The following is a 22,429-nucleotide window of genomic DNA, read 5'->3' as shown; positions in this document are numbered from 1 at the left end:
GACGTCAGTGCTCAGCCCTTACGTCCCCACGCGGAGATCATCGGCGCGGTGGCCAGGTCCATGCCGCCCGCCTCCACGTTGGCCAGGTGGCGGTCGACGTCCTCGTCGGTGGCGAGGCCCGCGGCGACGAGCCGGCCGCGGATCTGGCGGACCGTGGCGGACTCCAGGGCTGTGCAGGCGGGCGAGGTGACGGGGAAGTAGGCGTCGGCAGCCACGTCGTGCAGCCCGGCCTCGCGGAGCAGACGCGGGAGCTTGCGGCCGTACGACAGGTCGGCGCCGCGGTCGGCGAGCAGCTTGCGGAAGCCCTGCCGCAGGCGGTTGGCGAGCCGCTGCTCGGGGCCGTGCTCGTCGGGGCAGATGAGGGGCTGAAGGGCCGGGTCTGCGTCCTCGATCAGCAGCATTCCGCCGGGCCGCAGTGCGCTGATCATGGAGTGCAACGCCCTTTCCCGGTCCGGGACATGGACGAGGACCAGCCGGGCGTGCACCAGGTCGAAGCCGTCCCCCGGTGGTTCCTGCGTGCCCACGTCGTGGACGCGCACCTCGACCGGAGGGCGGGCCACGGTGGCGAGCCGCGAGGTGTCGATGTCGGTCGCCACGACCTGGCCGGTGGGTCCGACCTGCCGGGCGAGCCAGGACACCACGGAGGTGCCGCCGGCCCCTACTTCCCAGCAACGGCGGCCGGGCCCGAGGCCGAGTCCTTCGAGATGCCGGAACGTCACCGGATCGAAGAGGGAGGCGAAGGCGTCGAAGCGCTCGCCCGCCTCGTTCTGCCGGTTGTTCAGGAGATACCCGTCGGATGGCGTCATACCGCGATCATCCCAGTCGCCCGGATCGCCCGGACCGCCCGGACCGGATGAACCGGCCGACGCTCCGTCCACAGGCGGGAACAAAGCGGAACGGACTGTTCCCACAGGCTTACCCGCGCATTGCGCCGGGCTGGCACACTTGCCGGGCAAGGCGCGAGAGCGTTGTGCGAGGAGATCCACGCGAGGAGATCCAGATGTCCATGGCAGGGAATCTGCGGAAGGTCACGGGGCTGGGCCGGGTCGGCAGCCTGCGCAAGGTGGCGCGGCTGGCCCGGCGGCGGCCGCGCGTGGACCTCAGTCACCCCGCCCGGTCGCCGCTGGGTTCCTCCGTGGTGAACTGCGTGACGTACCAGGACGGCGCCCGGGTGCCGGGATGCACCGACCTGGTGAATGCCGTGGAGATGGTGCGCAAGAGCGGTGAGGGGTTCGTCTGGCTGGGGCTGCACGAGCCGACGGACAGCGAGTTCGCCGGTATCGCCGAGCTGTTCGACCTGCACCCGCTGGCGGTGGAGGACGCGGTGGAGGCCCATCAGCGCCCGAAGCTGGAGCGGTATGGGGAAACGCTCTTCGCCGTGTTCAAGACCGTCTGCTACGTGGAGCACGAGCAGCTGACGGCGACGAGCGAGGTGGTCGACACCGGCGAGATCATGGTGTTCGTCGGCGAGGACTTCGTCGTCACGGTGCGGCACGGGCGGCACGGCTCGCTCGGCCCGCTGCGCGAGGAATTGGAGGCGGATCCGCAGCAGCTCGCCAAAGGGCCGGCGGCGGTGCTGCATGCGATCGCGGACCACGTCGTGGACGACTATCTGACCGTCACGGACGCGGTGCAGGCCGACATCGACCAGGTCGAGACGGACGTGTTCTCGGAGAACGGCGCGCGGGCCGACCCGGGGCGCATCTACCAGCTGAAGCGTGAACTTCTGGAGCTGAAGCGGGCGGTGGTGCCGCTGGGCCGCCCGGTGGAGGATCTGGCGACCCGGCCGATCCGGGTGATCGACCCGGAGATACAGGCGTACTTCAGGGACGTGTTCGACCACCTGATGCGGGTCAAGGAGCAGATAGCCGCGTTCGACGAACTGCTCAACTCCATCCTGCAAGCGCATCTCGCGCAGGTGACGGTCGCGCAGAACGAGGACATGCGGAAGATCACCGCTTGGGCGGCGGTGATCGCCGTACCGACGATGGTGTGCGGGGTCTACGGCATGAACTTCGACCACATGCCGGAGCTGCACTGGCGGTTCGGCTATCCGCTCGTGATGGGCGTGATGGCGGCGGCCTGTCTCGTTCTGTACCGGGGCTTCAGGCGCAACGGCTGGCTGTGACCCTCACGCCGAGAAGGCCACAACCTTCCGCGGGACGACCCTGATGATCACGCGGACCTCGTCGTCCTTCTCGGCCGGCGGGTCGACGCCGAGGTACTTGTGCGACAGCTCGTGCGGGAGCCGCTTGCCCTCGTCCGGCAGGATCTCGGCGACACCTCGGATCTCAGCGGAGTGGTAGGGGTTGGCCAGGTCGAAGATGGTCAGGCTGATGCGCGGGTCACGGCGGAGGTTGCGCACCTTCTGACGGCCGCCGGTGGACGAGAAGAGCACGGTGTCGCCCTCGCGCTTGATCCAGACCACCGAGTTCTGCGGGGCGCCGTCGGGGCCGAGGGTGGCGACGCTGGCGAAGTTCTTGCCGTCGAGGAGGGCGCGGACGGAGTCATCGAAGGCGACGGGAGCACCGGAGGAGATCGTCATGGCACCACTCTAGTTACATGCACATGCATAGAAAGCGGGGGGTTGGCCAAACCGCTTGATCAGCCGCTCCAGGCGGGGTGGCGAGGATCGTCGGCGCGCACGAGGACGTCGGCGGTGCCGGCGGGATCGGCCTCGCCCTCGTAGCGCTCGAAGGCGGGCAGCGTCCAGTGGTCGGCCTCCGGGGTACGACGGCGCAGGGCGCCCTGGGAAAGGAGGACGCGGACGGTCAGGTCGAAGGGGAACCAGTGCCGCAGGAGAAGGGGGCCATGGAGCAACAGGATCCCGCCGGGCGGGAGTTGGACGTACGGACTGCGAGTGGCACGGTCGGTGACCGGGTCCCACAGGTCGGGCAGGACACGGCCGGTGCCACCGGGGTCGAGTGGGCCGAAGACCTCGCGCCACAGCGCGCCCGTGTCGAACCAGCCGCCGTAGTACGACTCCGCGTCCCGTCGCCCGTGTTCCAGACGGAGAGACGCAGGGCGCAGAAAGCCCTCGGCGCCGATGACGAGTGACGGCCGACCGCGTACGCGCAGCGCCTCGGCGACGCGCTCGGCAAGGTCCACCGGACGGGCGGCCGGCGCCCCGTCGAAGCCGACGCGCGGCCAGGCTCCCCCGTCGGCCGGCTCCAGCTTGAGCAGCCGGTCGGCGAGCTGCTCGGCGAGCCGGTCCCAGGTGATCGCTTCGAGTCGCACAGCCCCCATGATGCCGGGAGGGGTCGGCGGACGAGGTCGGCAGGGTGGGCGACGGCCGGTGGGACTGCCGTCCGACCCCAGCACCAGGTCGCTGGCGCACACCACCGGTCGCCGGCGGCGGAACGCGGAGGCGAGACCGGCAAAGCGGGCGACGGCCACCAGGACAGTCGGCCAGCCCCACACCCAGGGCCACCGGCGCACACCACCGATCTCGGCCGGTTGCCGGAACGCGCTGGCGGGACCGTCCGCCGGGCGATGCTCACGCCCGCCGGGCACGTGGAGCACGGCGGGGCGCGGACCGGCCGGTAACGCGGGTGGGTGGAGAGCGGGTCCCGGGCGGTGAGTGCCGGCCGTCGTACGCGGACCTCGCGGTGGCCGGGGTGGAAGAGGTCGCCACGCCGGTACGGCACCGTGCGCGGGTCTCGGTGTTCAGCTTCTGGGAGGAGGTGCGGGTGTGGGAGCGGTGGGCGGAGACGGGGAAAGAAGCGCGTATGGCACCTTCTTCAACTCCCCGGGTCCCCAGTGGACTTGTCGCCGTTCAGCCGCTGCGGAGCAAGCGCTGCGCCGGGTGCCGGCGTGGGCCGCTCTCGCTGCTCGTGCTGGAGGACGGGGCGCCGCGCTGCCTCCACTGCGCCGACCTGGGGCACCTGGTGTTCCTGCCGCGGGGCGACACCGCGTTGACCCGCCGGGCGCGGGAGGAGAGCGCGCTGTCGGTGGTGGTCGTGCGGTTCAACCGGCGCCGGAGCCGGTACGAACGGCAGGGCGTTCTGGTGGAGGAGGCGGCGCTGGCCCGGGCCGAGGCGCGGTGCCTGGCGGACGCCGAGGCGCGGCGTCGGCGGCGGGCCCGGGACGCCCGGCGCAGGGCGACGGAGGACGAGCGGTTCGTGGCGGCGTTCGCGGCGGAGATCCTGCGGCTGTTTCCGGGGTGTCCGGCCGAGCGGGCCCGGGCGATCGCGGCGCACGCGTCGGTGCGGGGCAGCGGGCGGGTCGGGCGCAGTGCGGCCGGGCGGGCGCTGTCGGAGGGGGCGGTGATCTCGGCGGTCGTGGCGGCCGTACGGCACGTGGACACGCCGTACGACCAGCTGCTGATGAGCGGGGTGTCGAGGTTCGAGGCGCGGCGGCGGATCGCGGCGGCCGTGGAGAGCCTGCTGCGGGGGTGGGCAGAGGAGGCCGACATCGGCTGAGGGCGACTGAGGGCGCCGGCACAGGGCAGGGGGGTCTGGACGCTCGCGTATGCGCCCGCGTCCCTCAGCCATGGTCGCCTCGGCGTCCTGCGCCTTGACTGGAAGGGAGCGCTGAAGCCGGGTCTCGGCCCGGGACGAGCTGGAAGTGGGGTGTGACCGTGATCGATGGGCCGTTCTTCGTGCTGGCCGTGCTGGGTGCGCTGGGGACCGGGCTGGTGGCCGGGGTGTTCTGCGGGTTCTCGACCTTCGTGATGCGCGGGCTGGCCGCACTGCCTCCGGCTCAGGGGGTCGCCGCGATGAAGGCGATCAACGTGGCCGCCGTGCGGCCCGCCTTCATGCTGGTGTTCATCGGCTCGGCGGTGCTGTGCGCGATAACCGCGGTGGTGACGTTCGTGGTGTGGCCGGACGAGGGGAAGGCGGAGCTGCTGCTGGGCAGCGCGCTGTACCTGTTCGGCTCCTTCGGGCTGGCCATGGTCGCGAACGTGCCCCGCAACGACAGGCTGGCCCGGATGGCCCCGGGCAGCCCCGAGGCCACGGCGTACTGGCCGCAGTACGTGCGCGAGTGGACGTTCTGGAACCACGTCCGCACGGTTGCCTCCGCCGCGGCCGCCGTCGTGTACGTGCTGGCCCTCGCCTGAGCCTCCTCTGTGCGGGATCGGGGAGCCGGTGGGCCGGGCGCTGAGGGAATCCCTTCAGAAAGCGCTGTCCGCCACTCTGCGTGAATGTCGGGGTGGACGTATCGTGGCCGAAAGAGTGCCGCCCGATGACGCACGGCCCGTCGTACATCGAGTACCTCCGGTACACGTACGCGAGGAAGTCGACCATGGCCGATCCCAAGGGGTTCATGACCACGCCGCGCCAGGAGTGGCCGCGGCGGCCCGTCGAGGAACGGGTCCGGGACTGGGACGAGGTCTACGTCCCGGGAGCGCTGCTGCCGATCGTCAGCAAGCAGGCGGACCGCTGTATGGACTGCGGCATCCCGTTCTGCCACGACGCCTGCCCGCTGGGCAATCTGATCCCCGAGTGGAACGACCTGGTCTCCCGCGAGGACTGGCGCGCGGCGAGCGACCGGCTGCACGCGACGAACAACTTCCCCGAGTTCACCGGGAGGCTGTGTCCGGCGCCCTGCGAGGCCGGGTGTGTGCTGGCGATCAACCAGCCGGCCGTCACGATCAAGAACGTCGAGTGCGCGATCGCCGACCGGGCGTGGCAGGAGGGCTTCACCCCGCCGCGGCCTCCGGACCGGCTGTCGGGGAAGACCGTCGCGGTGATCGGCTCCGGGCCGACCGGGCTCGCCGCGGCGCAGCAGCTGACCCGGGCCGGGCACACCGTCGCCGTGTACGAGCGGGACGACCGGATCGGGGGGCTCATGCGGTACGGCATCCCCGAGTTCAAGATGGAGAAGCGGCATCTGGACCGGCGGCTCGCGCAGATGCGGGCCGAGGGGACGAGGTTCCGTACGTCGACGGTGGTCGGGCGGGATGTCCCGGCGGACGATCTGCGGACCCGCTACGACGCGGTGGTGGTGGCCACGGGTGCGACGGCGTGGCGGGAACTTCCGGTGCCGGGCCGGGAGTTGACCGGGATACACCAGGCGATGGAGTACCTGCCGCTGGCCAACCAGGTGTGCGAGGGGGATCTGGAGGCCTCGCCGCTGTCCGCGGCCGGAAAGCATGTGGTGATCGTGGGCGGTGGCGACACCGGGGCGGACTGTCTGGGGACCGCGGTGCGCGAGGGGGCCGTGTCGGTGACTCAGCTGGACATCTACGCGCAGCCGGGTACCGAGCGCGACGAGGAGGCCGAGCCCTGGCCGACGTACCCGAAGCTCTACCGGCTGTCCGCCGCGCACGAGGAGGCGCGGGACCTGCGGACGGCTCCGGCGGCGGACGCGGACGCGCGGCTGTTCGCGGCGTCCACGCTCCGCTTCGTCGGGGACGACAGCGGGCACGTTCGGTCGCTGCACCTGGTCGAGGTGGACGAGCGGCGGCAGCCGGTGCAGGGCACCGGGCGGACGCTGCCCGCCGACCTGGTGCTGCTCGCCCTCGGTTTCTCCGGGCCCGACCGGAAGGACGGGCTGGTCGACCAGCTGGGGCTGTTGATGGAGCCGCGAGGCACGATCGCCCGCGACGGCGGCTTCGCGACCAACGTCGCCGGCGTGTTCGCCGCCGGGGACGCTGCGCGTGGGCAGTCGCTCATCGTGTGGGCGATCGCGGAGGGGCGGGCGGTGGCGGCAGCCGTGGACCGTTACCTGACGGGGAGTTCACGGCTGCCGGCGCCGATATCCGCGCATGACCGGCCGATGGCCGTGTGAGGCAGCGGGAGTTGCGGATCGTCCGGCACCGCTGGTTCCCGCCGTCACGGTGACGCGCCGCCTACGGCGCGGCGCGCCGGAGGCGTTGTGCGGGGTGCTGCCACCAGGGTGAGAGTCATGGGCAAGTCGAGCCATGGGCAAGTCGAGCAAGGAGCAATAACCATCAGGTGGTTCAGGAGAGCAGGAAGTCGGCCTCCCCCGCCTTGGCGCCCTCGATGAACGCGGTCATCTCGTCCGTGGTGTAGATCAGCGCCGGTCCGTCCGGGTCGGTCGACTGCCGTACGGCGATCCGGCCGTCGGCGAGCTTCATCGCCTCCAGGCAGTTTCCGCCGTTGCCGCCGCTCCAGGGCTTGTGCCACCCCTCGCTGCCCAACTCCCGTGCGGGCATGCCGTTGTAGACGCGAGTGCGCGGCTCTATGTGATCCATTCACAGCTCCTTGCGGAGATCCTGGAGGATCTCCTTCGTGCGTTGTGCCGTGGCGGCCTGCGCCGCCATGCGGTCCATGACCTCCAGGTGGGTCGCCACCTCGGAGCGCGCGTCCAGGTAGACCGCGCCGGTCAGGTACTCGCTGTAGACCATGTCCGGGAGTTCCGGCATGGCGAATCGGAACAGGACGAAGGGTCCGTACGTCCCCGGGTGCGGCCCGTTGGCGAACGGGGCGACCTGGAGCGTCACATTCGGCAGCGTCGTGGCCTCGAGCAACTTCTCGATCTGCGTACGCATCACCTCCGGGCCGCCGACCGGGCGGCGCAGGGCCGTCTCGTCCATCACCGCCCAGAAACGGGGGGCGTCGGTACGAGTGAGCAGTTCCTGGCGCTGCATGCGCAGCGCGACATGGCGCTCGATGTCATCCGGGCTGGTCTGGCCGATGGCACCCGACTTCAGCACGCCGCGCGCGTAGTCCTCGGTCTGCAGCAGGCCGGGGACGAAGTGCGGCTCGTAGGAGCGGATGAGGCCGGCCGCGCCCTCCAGGCTGACGTACATGGAGAACCAGCCCGGCAGGATGTCGTGGAACCGCTGCCACCAGCCGGGCTTGTTGGCCTCCTCGGCCAGTTGGACGAAGACGTCGGCCTCGGCTTCGGGAACTCCGTAGGCCTTCAGGAGCAGTTGCAGATACGGGATCTTGAGGGAGACCTCGGCCATCTCCATGCGGCGGATGGTGGCGGGGGCGACGCGGAGCACCTGGGCGGCCTCCTCGCGCTTCAACCCGGCGCGCTCCCGCAGGTCCAGCAGGCGTCGGCCGAGGACCACCTGGCCCACGGTCGGCGCGGACCGCGGCTCGCTCACGCTCCCACCTCCGACACAAGAGTCCGCTCCGGCAAAAGAATCCCGACAGCCCTGCGGCGCCGTTCGAAGACTCATTCGAAGATCCGGCCGGATCGACGACGGTCCCAATTGGCGCCGCTCGAGGTGCTGTTGCGAGCAGTGTGCCACGGCCATTGACCGAGTCACACAGCACTCTGCAATTTTCAGAGTGACACTTGCCAAGTGTCCACACCGGGGAGATAGTGGCAAGCGTGATTCCGTCCGCGCCCTTAGGAACAGACGCCGCCGCAGACCGCCTTGGTCCAGGTGCGGCAACGGGAGCAGCCCCTGGTGGGGGCGCTGCCGAGCGCCGGTTCCGCTTCGAGCTGGCCGCACATCCGGGTTCCCCCGCCCAGGCGAGAAACCTGACGCGTGCCCGGCTGACCGGCTGGTCGGTGTGCGCGGACACCTGTGACAACGCGGCGCTCGTCATATCCGAGCTGGTCACCAACGCCATCGTGCACACCGCGAGCAGTCGCGTGGTGTGCGAGCTGCACGACCATGACGACATGGTGCGCATAGCCGTGCGTGACGAGGGTTGTGCGCCCGGCGAGCCCCACCCGTCCCCGCGGCGCCCCGATGAGGAGCACGGGAGGGGGTTGCTCCTCGTCGACGCACTGTGCCAGGCCTGGGGTGCGCAGGAACACGGGCCTGGGCTGCTGGTCTGGGCCGAGCTGGCCCGCCAGACCGATGCGGCCCGCGGCACCCTGGAGCCGCGCAACGACCTGGGCTGGGGTGCCCGCCCCAAGCCGGACGACCCGCCGCCCGGTCCGGGCGAGGAGGAAGAGGCACAGGCCCGGCACCGGGCCCCCGAGCAGCGGCGCGCGTGGGAGCGGCCGTGAGCGGCGCCGACGAGTCCGGCCGTCCCCTCGGCCTGGACACCCTGGTCCGCCTCGGACGCCGGCAGCACACACCGGCCACGGTCCGTCGCCTACAGGTACCGGAGGGCATGACGTCACCGCTGGGCTGTGACGCCGTGGCCGTACCCGACCGCCTCGGACCACTGATCGTCCCGCGGCTGCCGCGGGTGGGCTGCGTGTACGCCGACGGCACGCACTGGTGGTGGATCGTCCCGTCGGACTCCGACTACGCGCTCCCCTGGCCGGCCCCCGCCCACTACGCCCCCGGCGCCCTGGTCCCCGCCACCGCCCGCCTGATCCACCGCCCCGAGGGCACGGTCCCCTACACCCCGCCGATCCCCCTGTACCTGGCCCTGTGCCGGGTGACGGGGACCACCCCGGACTGGTCCCGAGCCGTCTCGGCGTGAGGCTGCGCCGGCTTCGGCCGATGGGGGTGGGGTGAGCTGCGAGACTCTTGACCGGCGCCTCCTCGTGACCGGCGCCTCCTCGTACCGGCACCTCCTCACTCGTCGCACGCCGCAGCCGTGGGTCCTCCTCACTCGTCGCACGCCGCAGCCTCGAGTCCCCGTCAGTCACCCATAGCAACAGCCCCGCCTCCCGGCCCCGGCCCGACGGCCACCACGCGCCCAGGCCCCTCGCTCAACCGGCGCCACAGCCCGACGGCCCACGCCCGCCACGCCCCCACCGCCGCACCCCCTTCACGCCCCCGGTACCACCTCTCGCGCCCTGCCCCACCGCCGGTCCGCCCGCGATAGTGGCCGTTCGGTCATGGGCCGGGGTGGAGGGGCGCGGTGGGAAAGAAGCGCGAGGCAGGTGGCTCCGAGGTTTCGGGGTCGGAGCAGCTGCTGTTCGGGGGGCCGCTGCGGTACGACATGGGGTGGAACGAGCATGCGGACGCCTTTCTGGAGCTGAGCTTCCGGGCGATGGTGGTCCGGTTGCCCGGCATGCTGGCGTCCAGCCTGCGGCTGGCCCGGCAGGCGGACCCACGGGCGGCCCGGATCGTGCTGGCCACCGAGGTGGGCCGGGGCGTGGCCCAGGCGGTGAGCCTGCTGGCCGTGAACAGCGCGCTCGGGAAGCTGCTCGCCGGGCCCGACATCGCGCAGCGGCTGCGCGCGGCCGCCCCCGCCCTGGTCGTCGTAGCCGCCGTGATGCTGGTCGCGGCGCTGCTGCGGGCCGCGTCGACCTATGCCACCGGACGGCTGGAGCCCAAGGTGGAGCGGGTGGCGACCGAGCTGTATCTGGAGCGGGCGGCCAACGTGGAGCTGGCCGCGATCGAGGACCACGCCTTCCACAAACTGCTGGACACCGCCCAGTACGGCGCCCGGTCCGCCCGCGGCATGATCTCCATCGGCGCCCGGGTCGTCACCGCGGTGATCTCCCTGATCGCTGCGGCCGGTGTGCTCACCGTGCTGCATCCGGCGCTGCTGCCGCTGCTGGTCACCATGACCCTGCCCAGCGCCTGGGGCGCACTGATCAACGCCCGCCGCCGCTACGAGTCCTTCCACACCTGGGTGCAGCACGCCCGTGCCGGCCATCTGATCGGCAACCTGCTCACCGAGCCCGCGGCGGCCCCGGAGATCCGGGTGCACGGCGTCGGCCCGTTCCTGCTGCGGCACTTCCGCTCCATGTCGGAGACCGCCGAGGCGGAGCAGGCCCGGCTGTCCCGGCTGGCCGCCCGCACCGGCCTGATCGCGGCGGCCTGGACAGGGCTCGCGACCGTCGGGACGTACGCCACGCTGGGTGCGCTGCTGCTGGGCGGCGCGATGGCCCTGTCCGTGGCCGGTACGGCGGTGATCGCGATCCGTACCGGGTCGGCGAGCCTGGACACGCTGGTGCTGGAGATCAACGAGCTGCACGAGGAGGCCCTGTTCGTGGGCGATCTGCAGCGGCTGTACAGCGAGGCGGCCGAGCGGGCGATCCCGGTCGGGGGCCTGCCGCTGCCCGAGGAGCCACGGGAGATCCGGTTCGAGAACGTCACGTTCAGCTATCCGGGTGAGGCGGCCCACCCCGCTCTCGACGACGTGAGCCTCACGCTCCCGCTCGGCCGGATCATCGCGCTCGTCGGTGAGAACGGCTCGGGCAAGACCACCCTGGTCAAGCTGCTCGCGGGGCTGTACACACCGGACCGGGGCCGGATCCTGTGGGACGGTGTCGACGCCGCGAGCGCCGACCGGCGGCTGCTCGCCGAGCGCGTCGCGATGGTGGCCCAGGACTTCAAGCGCTGGCCGTTCACCGCGCGGGTGAACGTGGCGGTCGGCCGCTCCTCCGCGCCCCTGACCGAGGAACGCCTGGCCACGTCGATCGCCGAGGCGGGGGCCGAGGAGGTGGTGGCGGATCTGCCGCGCGGCCTGGACACGTTGCTGGCGCGGAACTTCAGCGGCGGCCACGAGCTGTCGGGCGGCCAGTGGCAGCGCCTCGGCATCGCCCGGGCGGCCTACCGACGTGGGCGCATCCTGATCGTGGACGAGCCGACGGCTGCGCTGGACGCGCGGGCCGAGCTGGAGGTGTTCGACAAGATCCGGGCGTTGGCGGGCAGTGGCCAGACGGTCGTTCTGATCACCCACCGGCTGGCCTCGGTCCGCCACGCCGATCTGGTGCACGTACTGGAGCACGGGCGACTGGTGGAGTCCGGCACTCCGGAGGAACTCCTGGCCAGGGGTGGGGTCTACGCGGAGCTGTACGCGCTGCAGGCGGAGCAGTTCACGGCGAAGGTGCCGGCGCCGAAGCCGGCCTGAGCCGTCTCACTCCGTGGTGTCGCCGCGCACGATGACCAGGAAGGTGTCCGTCGCGAGGTCCATGACGACCTCGGCGGGCAGGCCTTCGAGCCGCCGGGCGTGCGCGAACTCCTCCGCCGGCCACGATCCGCGCGGGCCGCCTGCGGGAAAGCACTCGAGCACGGTTCGCCCGTTCACCATCTCGCACCTCCAGAAAGCGTCGTACTTCTTGGAGTTAACGCCCTGGAGAAGGTTGACGGCTCGCTTGGTGACGGGACTGAGACATTGTTGACACCTGGTCAGAGCGGACCGTGAGGATCCGTTCACTTTCCGACAGGAGCGGCACATTCGGCGACGGTCTCACCACGTTCTACGTCACTCCTCGTACTCGTCGTGGTACCGGAGCCGGTCGCTGCCCGCCGGGTTGCGGCCGAGCGCGGTGAGGTCGAGCAGACCGGTGGTGGCGCCGAGGCCGTCCAGGCCCTCGTCGTGCACCGAGTAGGTGTGGAAGACCTGGTCGCGCTCCCGCAGGAAGCAGCTGAGGCCGGGGCGCTCGACCAGCTCCCCGCCCCGCTCCACGGTCGCCTCGAAGTCGCGGTTGAAGTCGCCGTGGCAGGACGAGTACCACGGCACCGCCCAGCCCATCCGCGCCTTGAACGGCAGAAGCCGGGTGAACGGCGCCCGGGAGACGGCCACGAACGAGGTGTTGCGGGCGCACAGATGGGCGAGGTGGCCGACCTGGTCGAGGAAGGCCGCGCAGCAGGGGCAGCCCGCCTCCCACTCCGGCGCGAACATGAAGTGGTGGACGACGAGTTGGGCCCGGCCCTCGAAGAGGTCGAGGAGGGTGGCCTTGCCGTCGCCGCCCTCGAAGACGTACTCCGGGTCGACCTCGACCATGGGCAGCCGCCGCCGCTCGGCGCTCAGTACGTCCCGCGCTCTGCTGACCGCCTCCTCCTTGCGCAGCAACTCCTCGCGCGCGGCGCGCCACTGCTCACGCGAGACGATCTCCGGAAGCGACATGAGCCCTCCTGTCCACCGGTCGGTCGGTTCGGGGTGGTGACCGCCGGCGGGAGCGGAACTCATCGGAGTACGCCACCGGATTCCAAGATTCTTTTTCCAGCACCCCCAGGCGTCCCGGAACGGACTCACGCATCCCAGAGCCGACTCGCGCGTGCCGGGGCGGACTCAGGTGTCGTACTCCTGGACGCGCCGTCCGTGGCTCCGGTCGATCAGGGCGGGCAGTCGCCGGCCCAACTCCCGTACGACGGCGGGCACGTCGAGGGTGAGCAGCTCGCGGTCCCGCATCAGGACGCGGCCGTCCACGATGGTGGTGCGGACGTCGGCGGCGCGGGCGCTGTGCACGAGGGTGGCGGCGAGGTCGTGGACCGGCTGGGTGTGCGGGCCGGTGAGGTCGACCAGGATGATGTCGGCGCGCCGGCCGGGGGCGAGCGTCCCGATGCTGCCGCCGAGGCCGACCGCGCGGGCGCTCTGCAGGGTGGCGTGGTGCAGGGCCTGACGGGAGGTCAGCCAGCGCGGGTCGCCCTCGGTGGACTTCTGGATCAGGGAGGTCAGCGCCATCGACTCCCACACGTCGAGGGAGTTGTTGGAGGCGGCGCCGTCCGTGGCGAGACCGACGGGGACGCCGATCGCGCGCAGGGCCCGTACCGGGGTGGTGTCGGGCCAGGCGAACTTGAGGTAGCCGCGGGGTGCGGTCGCCACCGCCGTACGGCCGCCCGTGCGGGCGAGGAGCGGCAGATCGCGCTCGATGATGCCGGTGCCGTGGGCGACGAGCAGGTCGGTGTCGAGGAGTCCGGTGCGGTCGAGGACCTCGATGGGGGTGACGCCGTGCCGGGCGAGGCTGGTGTCGGTCTGGTCGCGGTTCTCGGCGGCGTGGAGGTGGACGGGCAGGCCGTGGGCGCGGGCGAGTTCGGCGGTGGCGGTGAGGTCGGCGTCCGTGACGGTGTAGGGGGCGTGCGGTGCGAGGGCGGTGGTGATGCGCCCGTCGGCTGCGCCCCGGTGGCTCAGCGCGAACTCCAGTGACCGGTCCCGTCCTTGCGGGCCCTGCGAGGAGAAGTAGGCCTCGCCGAGGTGGGCCCGCATCCCGCACTCGGTGACGACGTCGGCGACCACGTCCATGTGGAAGTAGTGGTCGGCGAAGCAGGTGACGCCGCCGCGGATCATCTCGGCGCAGGCGAGCCGGGCGCCCAGCTCTACGTCCTTCTCGGTGAGGTTGGACTCGACCGGCCAGACGACGTCGTTGAACCACTCCTCGGTCGGCAGGTCCTCGGCGAGCCCGCGCAGGGCGACCATCGGCGCGTGCGTGTGGCAGTTGACGAGTCCGGGCATCGCGACCTGCCCGCGCGCCTCGATCCTCCCCCACGCTCGGCTTCGCTCGCGCGGGGGGACCCTCATCGCGGCCGCCAGGTCCGCCGCGGCGGCCGCGGTGGTCACCGCCTCGATCACGCCATCGCGTACGACGATCGCGGCGTCCTCGCGGAAGGCGATCCGCTCCTCCTCGTCGTGCACGAGGACGGTGCAGCCGGTGACGACCAGGTCGGCGGGAGAGGCGCTCATGGGCCCAACGTACGACGGTCCCGTACCGCGAGGTGGGCCGAACCGCCCATCCGGCGCTATGCGGCGACGGGCGGCCGGACCCACTCCTGGCCGTGCTCCAACTCGTCGAGCAGTTCCTGTAGTTGACGGGTGTGCCGTGAGGTGAGGCGGCCGGTGTCGTCGAGGTGCACGGCGCAGGCCGTGGTGGTGTCGACGAGGCGTTCCAGGACGGCGGCGACGGCGTCCGTGCCCTCGGTGTGCCGGGCGAGGGCGGGCAGTTCGGCGGCGGCGAGCGCGATGGCGGTACGGGCCTCGGCGAGGGTGCGGTAGGCCTCGCGGCGCAGCACCCACCGTTCGGTGCGGTCGCCGGACTCGCTCAGGACGTGCACGAGATAGGCGTGCGCGGCGCTCGCGGCGGCGGCGAGCCGGGCCCGTACCCCGCCGCCCCGCTCCCCCGGCATCGGCAGATGCCCGACGATCAGCACGATCACACAGGCCAGCAGGGTCTCGCCGATCCGGCTGACGGAGGCCTGCGGCTCGCCGCCGACCATCACCAGGGCCAGGACCAGGACGGTGACGACAGCGGTGAGGGCGCCGAAGTTCCGGGTGGCGACGGGGACGAGCGCCCCGCACACCGCCACCAGCACGATCAGCCCCTCCGGGCGCGGCAGCAGCGCGGCCAGCCCGGCGAACACCAGGGCACCGAGCACGGTCCCGGCGGCCCGGCTCAGCACGCGGGAGGCGAGCGGCCCGAGGTCGGGCTTGACGAGGAAGACGGCGGTGGCGGGCAGCCAGTACCAGTGCTGGTGCTGCCCGTACCAGCGGGTGTGGTGCAGGGCCTGGGCGACGGCGGCGCTGGCCCCGAAACAGAGGGCGACGCGCAGCCCGTACTCCCGCCCGCCGGTGCCGAGCGCGGCCCGGACGGCGTCCCCGGCGCCGCGTCGCCGGGCGAGCGGCCGGTGTGCGCCGCCCGCGGTCCGGTCGAAGGTCTCCGCGGCGTGCAGCAGGGCGTCGTCGAGGGCGCGCAGGGCGGGCGCGGACCTGCTGGGGGCGGGCAGCGGGCCGGTGCCGGTGTTGCCGCGGACGGCGGCGGCGAGCCGCCGGAGCCCTTCCGCCGCGCGCGCGGAGAGGGGCTCGCCCGCCCAGGCGAGGGCGGTGGCAGCCTCGGCCAGGGGCAGCGCTGCGGCGTACTGGGCGTGCAGCCTGCGCTCGGCCGCGGAGCCGGCGTACCGGCGCAGCCGGGGTCCGGCGAGGGCGTCCTGGGCGTGGTCGAGGGCGGCGGTGAGCGCGGCCCGGCGGGTGGTGGCGGTGTCGCCGCCCACGGCGTCGAGCAGCGCGGCGACGGCGTCGTACACGTCGGCGACCGCCTCCCGTTCGCCGTCGAACCGGAAGTCCCCGGCGAGCGAACCGGGCGTGGGCAGCGCCAGCCGCAGCAGGAGCAGCCAGCCCGCGCCGGCGAGGAAGGCGAGGGCCCGCTGCCAGCCGCTCTCGGCCGCCGGCATCCCCGCGCCGATGGCGGCGGCGACGAGCAGCTGGGTACCGGCGGCGGAGGCGACGGGCCCGACGGCACTCATGCCTCCGGCGGCCAGCCCGAGGAGGGTGAGGAAGAGGGTCAGCGGTACGGCGGACAACAGCTGCCCGGTGTACGTCCCCACGAGTAGCCCGAGGGCGCCGGCCAGCGCGGGCACCCCGAGCCGCCGGACGGAGGCCCGCCTGCTGCCGGGCCGGTCGTTGATGCCGGCGAGCATCGCGGCGATGGCGGCGACGACCCCGTCGGAGACACGCCCCGCGACGACACCGGCGAGCAACAGCGGCCCGGCGGCGAGCGCACCCCGGGTCACCGCGCTCCAGGGGACGGGCCCGCGTTGGGTACGGAACGCATGGGCCAGCCAAGGGGGCAGGGACAGTACGGCGGGGCGCGGCACGGGGCTCCTGTTCGTTCGAGGGCGGGGGTGGGCCTTCGGACGACGGCGGCCGGGCTGCTGGGTGTGTGTCCCACGGTAGATCGCGTTCGCTGGGCAAACGGGACGATCACGTTTCGGGGAGGTGAAAGGTGGCGGGGCGGGGGGTTTCTTTATGAACGCAATGCGCCGGGGGACCTGGCGCCACGGTTGCCCCTCACCTTTCGGGGCCGAGTCCGAGGATCACCTCGGCCTGTCCGATCACACCCGTCAGCGTCTCCGGCTCCGCCCGCGACGCGCCCACCACCTCGTCGATCCGCCGCAGCCCGGCCCGCTCCAGCAGCCGCTTCTCGTTCGTCACCCACTCCCCGCGTGCCGCCAGCACCGCGTGGCCGGCCTGTACGGCGGCGGTGGCCAGTGCACCGGCGACCTCAGTGAGGCGGGCGTGCGGGGCATGGTGAGCCCTGGCGTAGTCCAGGGTCGCGCGGGCGGTGCCGGACCAGCGCTCCGCCGCGGTCCGGCGCAGTTTCTCCGGGTAGCCGGCAGGGCGCGGCAGTTCGCCGCGCAGTACCCGGTTGACGGCCAGTTCGGCCACGATCAAGTAGCTGGGGATCCCCGCCAGATGGAACAGCAGCGGCTCCACCCGGAACCGTCCCGCCTCCGCCTCCGCCAGCTCGTGCTCGACCACGTCCAGGTCCCGGTAGTGCACGTCGACGCGGCGTCCGTCGATGGTCAGCCAGGCCCCGCCGTTGAAGACACCGCCGCCCCAGCCGCCGATCTCGGACACCTCGCCCTCCCAGCCGAGGGCACGCAGGTCGGCGGGGTCGAAGGACCCGCGGTAGTAGATGGCGAGGTCCCAGTCGCTGTCGGGGGTGTGCGTTCCCTGGGCTCGGGAGCCGCCGAGGGCCACGGCTCGGACGGTGGGGAGGGCAGCCAGGCGGTCGGCCGTGGTGGAGAGGAAGTCGGGGTCGGGGAGCGTGGGCATGGGTGGGGGCTCCAGCTGGGGTGAGGGTTCGGTGCGGGGAGCGTAGGGCGGGGGCCGGGCGCGCGGCGACCCGATTGTCAGTGGGGCGCGTTATCAAGGAAGTCGTCACTCATTGTCACGGCGGGGGAGGTCATGGTGACGGCTGGGGAGAGCGGTGCGAGGGTGCGGCGCGGTCATGTGTCGGTCGCCGGGCTGCGGGCTCGCGGGTGGACGGCCGAGCTGGTGCGCCGGTTGCTGGGCGAGCCCGATCTGCTGCGCGTCAATCCGTACTCGGCGTCGGCCCCGCGGACCCGGCTCTACCACGTCGAACGGGTCGAAGCGGCGGAGCAGAGCGCCGAGTTCAGGGCCGTGGCGGCGGCCGCGGTACGGCGGTCCATCGCGGCGAGGGCCGCCGTACGGCGCAGGCGGCGGGAGGTGTCGGCGAGGGTCGCGGTGGCACGACGGGAGGCGGGCGACGGCACGTCGGACCGGCCCTGCGGGGCCGTTGCCGAGCCGGAAATTCGGGTGCGGAGGCCCGGGCGAGCGCCGGATGATCAGGAGGTTGTCCACCCACCATCCCAGGGGCCGCCATGATTCGCCGAGTGACCGTACCGGGGCTCTTCCCGCCGCCCGCCTATGCGCACGCCTCCGTCGTCGAGGCCGGGACGAAGCTGGCGTTTCTCGCGGGAGCCGTGCCGCTCGACGCGAAGGGGGAGGTGGTGGGAGCCGGGGATCCCGTGCGGCAGGCGGAGCAGGTGGTCGCCAATCTTCGGGAGCAACTGCGTGCGGTGGGCAGCGACTTGGAGCATGTCGTCTCGACCGACGTGTACGTCGTGAGCGGCGAGCCGTCGGTGCTGTCCGCGGTGTGGGAGGTCGTCGAGGCCTCGGGGCTGAGCCGGGGGCCGCACTCGTCCACGCTGCTCGGTGTCGCCTGCCTCGGGTACACCGGGCAGCTGGTGGAGATCACGGCGACGGCCGTGGTGCCGGAGCGGGAGGAGGGCCGGTGACGGCCGAGACCGTCCTTCGCCGGGCGGTGGCGCCGGACGCCCGTGCCGTCGCCGACGTGTGGCTGCGGTCCTACACCGCCGCGTTGCCCTCAGTCGTGCGGCCGCGCTCCGACGACGAGGTGCGCGACTACATCCGGGCGGTCGTGGTGCCGTCGCGGGAGACCTGGGTCGCCGCGACGGGGGGCGGCGAGATCGTGGGCATGATGGTGCTCGCCGGGGACGAGCTGTCCCAGCTGTACCTCGACCCCGACTGGCGCGGCCGGGGCATCGGCGACCGGTTCGTCGCGCTGGCCAAGGAGCGTAGTCCGGGCGGGCTCGGCCTGTGGACCTTCCAGGTCAACAAGCCCGCCCACCGCTTCTACGAGCGGCACGGATTCGTCGCCGTCGAGTACACGGACGGCAGCGGCAACGAGGAGCGGGAGCCGGACGTGCGGTACGTGTGGCGGCCCTGAAGGACGTCCACGTGAAGGGCGTTCACGTGGAGGGCGTCCATGTGAAGGACTTCCCCGTAGTGGGCGGCCCTCACCTCCTCGGGCGTGCTCCCCATGTCCTCCCCTTCGGCAGTGGCTTCGCATAGGTGCCCGCCCGGCTGGTCGTCAGCCCCAGCGACACCAGCGACTCCGCCAGCTTCACGGCCGCTCCGACCCCGTCGACCACCGGGAGCCCTAGCTTCTCCCCCACCGCCCGCTGCAGTCCCGTCATCCCGGCGCAGCCCAGGACCAGGACCTCGGCGCCGGCCTCGTGGGCCCGTTCGGCCGCGGCGAGGAAGGCGGCCTCGGTGCGGGCCGGGTCGTCGGCGAGGTCGAGTACGCCGAGGCCCGTGCCGATCACGGCGGCGCAGTTGCGGGCCACGCCGGCGGTCTCCAGGCTGTCCTCGATCTGGCCGCGGGACCGGTCGAGGGTGGTGACGACGCCGTACCGCCGCCCGAGGAGGCAGGCGAGGTGGGCCGCGGCCTCGGTGATGTCCACGACGGGCACGTCCGCCAGCTCCCGTACGCCCTCCCGGCCGTGCTCCCCGAACCCGGCCAGCACGACGGCGTCGTACGACGGGCCGTCATAGGTGCGCAGTGCGTCGAGGACGGCCGCGGCCGAGAGGTAGCTGTCGAGCCAGCCCTCGGCCGATGCCGGCCCCCACGCGGGGGTCAGCCCGGTCACGGTGGTGCCCGGGCCTGCGGCGGCCCGGGCACCTCGGACGATCTCCTCGGTCATCGCCTGCGTGGTGTTGCAGTTGGTGACGACGATCCGCACGTCCGTCAGACCTCCGCCCCGGCCGTCCGGGCCCGTTCGCCGCGGCACAGCACCGCGTACAGCCCGGCGGCCAGCGCCGTGCCGATGAACCAGGAGTACGGCGCCACGTCACTGAACGCCTTGACCAGCGCCAATACCGCGGCGACCGCGGCCGAGGGCAGGAACGCCCACAGGGCCTTCGGGTTGACGCCCTTGCGGTAGTAGTAGCGGGAGCCGGGTGTGGCGTCGAAGAGCTGGTTCACATCGACCCGGCCGCACTTGACCGCGTAGTAGTCGACCATGATCACGCCGAACAGCGGTCCCAGGAAGGCACCGAGGCCGCCGAGGAAGTAGTTGACCACCGTCGGGTTGGAGAAGAGGTTCCAGGGGGTGACGACCAGGGCGGCCACCGTGCTGATCATGCCGCCGACCTTGAAGGTGATCTTCTGCGGCCAGACGTTGGCCAGGTCGTACGCCGGTGAGACGAAGTTGGCGACGATGTTGACGCCCATGGTGGCGATGGCGAACGTCAGCGCGGCCAGCACCAGCACCCAGGTGTTGCCGACCTTGGCGACCAGCTCCGCCGGGTCCGTGATGGCCTCGCCCCAGACCTCCAGCGAGCCCGCGGTGACGATGACGGAGACGACGACGAAGGCGGTGGAGTTGATGGGCAGGCCCCAGAAGTTGCCGCGCCGGACCGTCCTGTAGTCGGGTGCGAAGCGGGAGAAGTCGCAGAAGTTGAGCATGAGCGTGCCGTAGGTGGCGAGGATCAGGCCGATCGCGCCGAACCACTGCCGCCACTGCTCACCGACGGAGACCGGGTGCGGGGTGGAGGTGAGCGAGATGCTCCAGTGGGCCTTGGCCAGGACCCAGACCGCCAGCGCGATCATCACCAGCCAGATCGCCGGACCGCAGAAGTCCTGGAACTTCCGCACCGATTCCATGCCCTGACTGATGATCAGCGCCTGGATCAGCCAGAGGGAGACGAAGGAGATCCAGCCGAGGGCGTCCAGGCCGAGGAAGGAGCTGTGGGTGAGGGACTCCAGGCCCGGCCAGGCCGCCAGCAGCATCACGTTGACGGCGACGGAGGCCAGATACGTCTGGATGCCGTACCACATGATGGCGATCACGGCCCTGATCAGGGCCGGGATGTTCGCACCCCAGACGCCGAAGCTGATGCGGCTGACGACGGGGAAGGGGACGCCGTGGCGCTGGCCGATCCTCCCCATCCAGTTCATGCCGACGTAGATGAGCACGAAGCCGACGAGCAGGGAGGTGAAGACCTGCCAGACGTTCATGCCGAGGACCAGCAGGCCCGCGGCGAAGGTGTAGTTGCCGAGGTTGTGGACGTCGGACATCCACATGGCGAACAGGTCGAAGACCTTCCAGTTCCGCTGCTCGGCGGGGGCGAGGTCCTCGTTGGTGAGGCGGGGAGCGGGGACGAACGCTGGGGCGCCGGTGGCTTCGGCGCGGTCGGCGAGGGACACGGGGCCTCCATGGGCGAGGGGACGGAGGAGGACGGCTGTTTGTCCGGAGTACCGGACCGTGGGGGGTGCCGAGCGATTCGTTTGGTATACCAAACTGCCTCATGGTCCCGCCGTCAAGCGTTCGGACCGATGTCATCGCTGTTACTTCTCCGTAAAAGCACCGCCGGGTCGGCGAAGATGGCCCCATGAGCCCCACCACGACGAAGACCGAACCCCTGGGCGCGGTGCGCGAACGGGTCCTCGCGACCCTGCGGCAGGACATCATCGCGGGGCGTCTCGGGCCCGGCGAACGGCTCGTCGAGCGGGAGCTGGCCGAACGGTTCGGCGTCTCGCGGGTGCCGGTGCGGGAGGCGATCCGCGCCCTGGTCGCCGAGGGTTTCGTCCTGTTCGAGTCGGCACGCCGTACGGTCGTACGCAGGCTGACCCCGACCGACGTGAAGGAACTCTTCGAGCTGCGCGAGGCGTTGGAGGTGTACGCGGCGGGACTGGCCGCGGCACGGGTGACGCCCGAGGCGCTGGCGGAGCTGCGGGGGCTGCTGACCGAGGCCGCGACGGCGACGAAGGAGGGGGACGGCGAGGCGATCACGGACATCAACACCCGCTTCCACGACCGCATCCTGGCCATGGCCGGCAACAGCCTGCTGATCTCCGTCATGGAGCCGGTCGACGGCCGGCTGCGCTGGCTCACCCGGCAGAACGAGGAGTGGCCCCAACTCCTCGACGAACACCGCGAGTTGTACGAGGCCATCGCCTCCGGTGACCCGGACCGGGCCCGTGCCCACGCACTCGGCCACGTCCGCGCCAACTACCGCTCGACGGTACGGCACCTGTTCGGAACCGAGCCCGACGAAGCCGGCTGAGACTTCACTACGGCAGCCCGGCCGCGTCGGCCGCCGTGCGCAGCACCTCGCGCAGCATCTCGGGGGTGAGCCGGCCGGTGAAGGTGTTGCGCTGGCTGACATGGAAACAGCCGAAGACGTCCAGTCCGCCGAGGGCGACCCGGGTGCCGTGGCCGAAGACCGGGCGGGGCCGGGGCACGGGCCAGCCCGCCTCGTCGAACGCGGGCAGCGCCGCCTGCCAGCCGAAGGCGCCGAGCACCACGGCGGCCCTGAGCGTCGGGCGCAGCAGCTTCAGCTCCTGAACCAGCCAGGGGCGGCAGGTGTCGCGTTCCTCGGGGGTGGGCTTGTTGGCGGGCGGGGCGCAGTGCACGGGCGCGGTGACGCGCACGCCGTACAGATCCAGGCCGTCGTCGGCACGCACGGAGGTGGGCTGCGAGGCGAGCCCCACGTCATACAGCGCCTGGTACAGCACATCTCCCGAGCGGTCCCCGGTGAACATGCGCCCCGTGCGGTTGCCCCCGTGCGCGGCGGGGGCCAGCCCGATGATCACGAGGCGGGCGTCGGCCGGCCCGAAGCCGGGCACCGGCCGCCCCCAGTAGGTCCAGTCGGCGAACGCGGCCCGCTTGGTCCGAGCCACCTCTTCCCGCCACTCGACCAGCCGCGGACAGGCCCGGCACTCCGCGACGCGCCGGTCGAGCCGAGCGAGGGCACAGCTGTCGTCCATACGGCCACCGTATGCCTGGTGCGGACAGCGCCTGCAGCTCGCCCGGCACGTGAAGGCCGAGCATCCCGGGTGGGGCCGCCAGCCGGGGGGCAGGCCATCAGGTGACGGGAGCTTC

At 72.2% G+C, this 22,429-nt stretch carries 24 protein-coding genes; 10 read left to right on the top strand and 14 right to left on the bottom strand.

Going from position 1 to position 22,429, the window contains the following annotated elements:
* Positions 1-11 precede the first annotated feature (11 nt).
* Positions 12-806 carry a methyltransferase domain-containing protein gene (locus ACFY3C_RS14990; RefSeq protein ID WP_390771012.1) on the bottom strand — a complete coding sequence of 265 codons (795 nt, stop codon included), beginning with the start codon at positions 804-806 and terminating at the stop codon, positions 12-14.
* 194 nt (positions 807-1,000) lie between these two features.
* Between ACFY3C_RS14990 and corA the strand changes: the two genes are divergently transcribed.
* On the top strand, positions 1,001-2,128 hold the full coding sequence (corA, locus tag ACFY3C_RS14985; RefSeq protein WP_389185629.1) for a magnesium/cobalt transporter CorA: 1,128 nt from the start codon (positions 1,001-1,003) through the stop codon (positions 2,126-2,128).
* 3 nt (positions 2,129-2,131) lie between these two features.
* Here the strand turns inward: corA and ACFY3C_RS14980 are convergent, their stop codons facing one another.
* On the bottom strand, positions 2,132-2,545 hold the full coding sequence (locus tag ACFY3C_RS14980; RefSeq protein ID WP_386574132.1) for a PPOX class F420-dependent oxidoreductase: 414 nt from the start codon (positions 2,543-2,545) through the stop codon (positions 2,132-2,134).
* A gap of 59 nt (positions 2,546-2,604) precedes the next feature.
* Positions 2,605-3,237, bottom strand: coding sequence for a uridine kinase (locus ACFY3C_RS14975; protein ID WP_390771011.1), 633 nt, complete (start codon positions 3,235-3,237; stop codon positions 2,605-2,607).
* 491 nt (positions 3,238-3,728) lie between these two features.
* Here ACFY3C_RS14975 and ACFY3C_RS14970 point away from each other — a divergent pair, with 491 nt between their 5' ends.
* The 3 genes from ACFY3C_RS14970 (at position 3,729) to ACFY3C_RS14960 (ending at position 6,732) form a co-directional block, all read left to right on the top strand.
* Positions 3,729-4,421, top strand: a complete 693-nt coding sequence (locus ACFY3C_RS14970) for a DUF2293 domain-containing protein (RefSeq protein WP_386574475.1) — start codon at positions 3,729-3,731, stop codon at positions 4,419-4,421.
* A gap of 158 nt (positions 4,422-4,579) precedes the next feature.
* Positions 4,580-5,059, top strand: coding sequence for a DUF1772 domain-containing protein (locus ACFY3C_RS14965; RefSeq protein ID WP_390771146.1), 480 nt, complete (start codon positions 4,580-4,582; stop codon positions 5,057-5,059).
* A 185-nt stretch (positions 5,060-5,244) separates the two neighbouring features.
* Positions 5,245-6,732 carry a glutamate synthase subunit beta gene (locus tag ACFY3C_RS14960; RefSeq protein WP_390771145.1) on the top strand — a complete coding sequence of 496 codons (1,488 nt, stop codon included), beginning with the start codon at positions 5,245-5,247 and terminating at the stop codon, positions 6,730-6,732.
* A gap of 172 nt (positions 6,733-6,904) precedes the next feature.
* On the opposite strand, the gene ACFY3C_RS14955 is transcribed toward ACFY3C_RS14960, so the two are convergent.
* The gene (locus ACFY3C_RS14955) at positions 6,905-7,159 is read right to left on the bottom strand and encodes a DUF397 domain-containing protein (protein ID WP_145875008.1); all 255 of its coding nucleotides are present in this window, start codon (positions 7,157-7,159) and stop codon (positions 6,905-6,907) included.
* Complete coding sequence (locus tag ACFY3C_RS14950) at positions 7,160-8,020, bottom strand: helix-turn-helix domain-containing protein (RefSeq protein ID WP_390771010.1); 861 nt, start codon at positions 8,018-8,020, stop codon at positions 7,160-7,162.
* 194 nt (positions 8,021-8,214) lie between these two features.
* Here ACFY3C_RS14950 and ACFY3C_RS14945 point away from each other — a divergent pair, with 194 nt between their 5' ends.
* The 3 genes from ACFY3C_RS14945 (at position 8,215) to ACFY3C_RS14935 (ending at position 11,633) form a co-directional block, all read left to right on the top strand.
* Positions 8,215-8,880 (top strand): ATP-binding protein, encoded by a 666-nt coding sequence (locus ACFY3C_RS14945; protein ID WP_386574135.1) that lies wholly within the window; start codon positions 8,215-8,217, stop codon positions 8,878-8,880.
* Positions 8,877-9,305, top strand: coding sequence for a hypothetical protein (locus ACFY3C_RS14940; RefSeq protein WP_390771009.1), 429 nt, complete (start codon positions 8,877-8,879; stop codon positions 9,303-9,305). The genes ACFY3C_RS14945 and ACFY3C_RS14940 overlap by 4 nt, the downstream gene beginning before the upstream one ends.
* A gap of 465 nt (positions 9,306-9,770) precedes the next feature.
* Positions 9,771-11,633 (top strand): ABC transporter ATP-binding protein, encoded by a 1,863-nt coding sequence (locus tag ACFY3C_RS14935; RefSeq protein WP_390771144.1) that lies wholly within the window; start codon positions 9,771-9,773, stop codon positions 11,631-11,633.
* A gap of 6 nt (positions 11,634-11,639) precedes the next feature.
* On the opposite strand, the gene ACFY3C_RS14930 is transcribed toward ACFY3C_RS14935, so the two are convergent.
* The 6 genes from ACFY3C_RS14930 to ACFY3C_RS14905 all read right to left on the bottom strand — a co-directional run bounded on the left by ACFY3C_RS14930 (position 11,640) and on the right by ACFY3C_RS14905 (position 17,512).
* Positions 11,640-11,813 carry a hypothetical protein gene (locus ACFY3C_RS14930; RefSeq protein WP_386574138.1) on the bottom strand — a complete coding sequence of 58 codons (174 nt, stop codon included), beginning with the start codon at positions 11,811-11,813 and terminating at the stop codon, positions 11,640-11,642.
* 174 nt (positions 11,814-11,987) lie between these two features.
* Complete coding sequence (locus ACFY3C_RS14925) at positions 11,988-12,632, bottom strand: DUF899 domain-containing protein (RefSeq protein ID WP_386574139.1); 645 nt, start codon at positions 12,630-12,632, stop codon at positions 11,988-11,990.
* A gap of 165 nt (positions 12,633-12,797) precedes the next feature.
* Entirely contained in the window at positions 12,798-14,186 is a 1,389-nt protein-coding gene (locus ACFY3C_RS14920) for an amidohydrolase (RefSeq protein ID WP_390771008.1), read from the bottom strand.
* A gap of 56 nt (positions 14,187-14,242) precedes the next feature.
* Positions 14,243-16,090, bottom strand: coding sequence for an FUSC family protein (locus ACFY3C_RS14915; protein WP_390771007.1), 1,848 nt, complete (start codon positions 16,088-16,090; stop codon positions 14,243-14,245).
* A gap of 193 nt (positions 16,091-16,283) precedes the next feature.
* Positions 16,284-17,051, bottom strand: coding sequence for a nucleotidyltransferase domain-containing protein (locus tag ACFY3C_RS14910; RefSeq protein ID WP_390771006.1), 768 nt, complete (start codon positions 17,049-17,051; stop codon positions 16,284-16,286).
* A gap of 296 nt (positions 17,052-17,347) precedes the next feature.
* Positions 17,348-17,512, bottom strand: a complete 165-nt coding sequence (locus tag ACFY3C_RS14905; RefSeq protein ID WP_386574143.1) for a hypothetical protein — start codon at positions 17,510-17,512, stop codon at positions 17,348-17,350.
* A gap of 108 nt (positions 17,513-17,620) precedes the next feature.
* Between ACFY3C_RS14905 and ACFY3C_RS14900 the strand changes: the two genes are divergently transcribed.
* Positions 17,621-18,037 carry a RidA family protein gene (locus ACFY3C_RS14900; protein ID WP_386574144.1) on the top strand — a complete coding sequence of 139 codons (417 nt, stop codon included), beginning with the start codon at positions 17,621-17,623 and terminating at the stop codon, positions 18,035-18,037.
* A complete protein-coding gene (locus ACFY3C_RS14895; RefSeq protein WP_386574145.1) occupies positions 18,034-18,489 on the top strand; it encodes a GNAT family N-acetyltransferase in 456 nt (151 codons plus the stop codon). The genes ACFY3C_RS14900 and ACFY3C_RS14895 overlap by 4 nt, the downstream gene beginning before the upstream one ends.
* Positions 18,490-18,559: 70 nt before the next feature.
* Here ACFY3C_RS14895 and ACFY3C_RS14890 read toward each other — a convergent pair whose 3' ends face one another.
* Positions 18,560-19,285, bottom strand: coding sequence for an aspartate/glutamate racemase family protein (locus ACFY3C_RS14890; protein ID WP_390771005.1), 726 nt, complete (start codon positions 19,283-19,285; stop codon positions 18,560-18,562).
* 5 nt (positions 19,286-19,290) lie between these two features.
* Positions 19,291-20,751, bottom strand: coding sequence for an NCS1 family nucleobase:cation symporter-1 (locus ACFY3C_RS14885; RefSeq protein ID WP_386574147.1), 1,461 nt, complete (start codon positions 20,749-20,751; stop codon positions 19,291-19,293).
* 185 nt (positions 20,752-20,936) lie between these two features.
* Between ACFY3C_RS14885 and ACFY3C_RS14880 the strand changes: the two genes are divergently transcribed.
* Positions 20,937-21,611 (top strand): GntR family transcriptional regulator, encoded by a 675-nt coding sequence (locus ACFY3C_RS14880; RefSeq protein ID WP_390771004.1) that lies wholly within the window; start codon positions 20,937-20,939, stop codon positions 21,609-21,611.
* A gap of 7 nt (positions 21,612-21,618) precedes the next feature.
* On the opposite strand, the gene ACFY3C_RS14875 is transcribed toward ACFY3C_RS14880, so the two are convergent.
* Complete coding sequence (locus tag ACFY3C_RS14875; protein ID WP_390771003.1) at positions 21,619-22,314, bottom strand: uracil-DNA glycosylase; 696 nt, start codon at positions 22,312-22,314, stop codon at positions 21,619-21,621.
* Positions 22,315-22,429 lie beyond the last annotated feature (115 nt).

Source organism: Streptomyces sp. NPDC001410, from assembly GCF_042895235.1.
GTDB lineage: Bacteria > Actinomycetota > Actinomycetes > Streptomycetales > Streptomycetaceae > Streptomyces.
Note: the sequence above shows the minus strand (reverse complement) of the source record. Positions and strands in the feature narration are given on the sequence as shown.

What these genes read in the sequence shown, in the direction of transcription:
- ACFY3C_RS14990 (WP_390771012.1), bottom strand. Translation starts at nt 806, where the DNA reads ATGACGCCATCCGACGGGTATCTCCTGAACAACCGGCAGAACGAGGCG.
- corA (WP_389185629.1), top strand. Translation starts at nt 1,001, where the DNA reads ATGTCCATGGCAGGGAATCTGCGGAAGGTCACGGGGCTGGGCCGGGTC.
- ACFY3C_RS14980 (WP_386574132.1), bottom strand. Translation starts at nt 2,545, where the DNA reads ATGACGATCTCCTCCGGTGCTCCCGTCGCCTTCGATGACTCCGTCCGC.
- ACFY3C_RS14970 (WP_386574475.1), top strand. Translation starts at nt 3,729, where the DNA reads ATGGCACCTTCTTCAACTCCCCGGGTCCCCAGTGGACTTGTCGCCGTT.
- ACFY3C_RS14960 (WP_390771145.1), top strand. Translation starts at nt 5,245, where the DNA reads ATGGCCGATCCCAAGGGGTTCATGACCACGCCGCGCCAGGAGTGGCCG.
- ACFY3C_RS14955 (WP_145875008.1), bottom strand. Translation starts at nt 7,159, where the DNA reads ATGGATCACATAGAGCCGCGCACTCGCGTCTACAACGGCATGCCCGCA.
- ACFY3C_RS14935 (WP_390771144.1), top strand. Translation starts at nt 9,771, where the DNA reads ATGGGGTGGAACGAGCATGCGGACGCCTTTCTGGAGCTGAGCTTCCGG.
- ACFY3C_RS14930 (WP_386574138.1), bottom strand. Translation starts at nt 11,813, where the DNA reads ATGGTGAACGGGCGAACCGTGCTCGAGTGCTTTCCCGCAGGCGGCCCG.
- ACFY3C_RS14925 (WP_386574139.1), bottom strand. Translation starts at nt 12,632, where the DNA reads ATGTCGCTTCCGGAGATCGTCTCGCGTGAGCAGTGGCGCGCCGCGCGC.
- ACFY3C_RS14920 (WP_390771008.1), bottom strand. Translation starts at nt 14,186, where the DNA reads ATGAGCGCCTCTCCCGCCGACCTGGTCGTCACCGGCTGCACCGTCCTC.
- ACFY3C_RS14910 (WP_390771006.1), bottom strand. Translation starts at nt 17,051, where the DNA reads ATGCCCACGCTCCCCGACCCCGACTTCCTCTCCACCACGGCCGACCGC.
- ACFY3C_RS14900 (WP_386574144.1), top strand. Translation starts at nt 17,621, where the DNA reads ATGATTCGCCGAGTGACCGTACCGGGGCTCTTCCCGCCGCCCGCCTAT.
- ACFY3C_RS14880 (WP_390771004.1), top strand. Translation starts at nt 20,937, where the DNA reads ATGAGCCCCACCACGACGAAGACCGAACCCCTGGGCGCGGTGCGCGAA.
- ACFY3C_RS14875 (WP_390771003.1), bottom strand. Translation starts at nt 22,314, where the DNA reads ATGGACGACAGCTGTGCCCTCGCTCGGCTCGACCGGCGCGTCGCGGAG.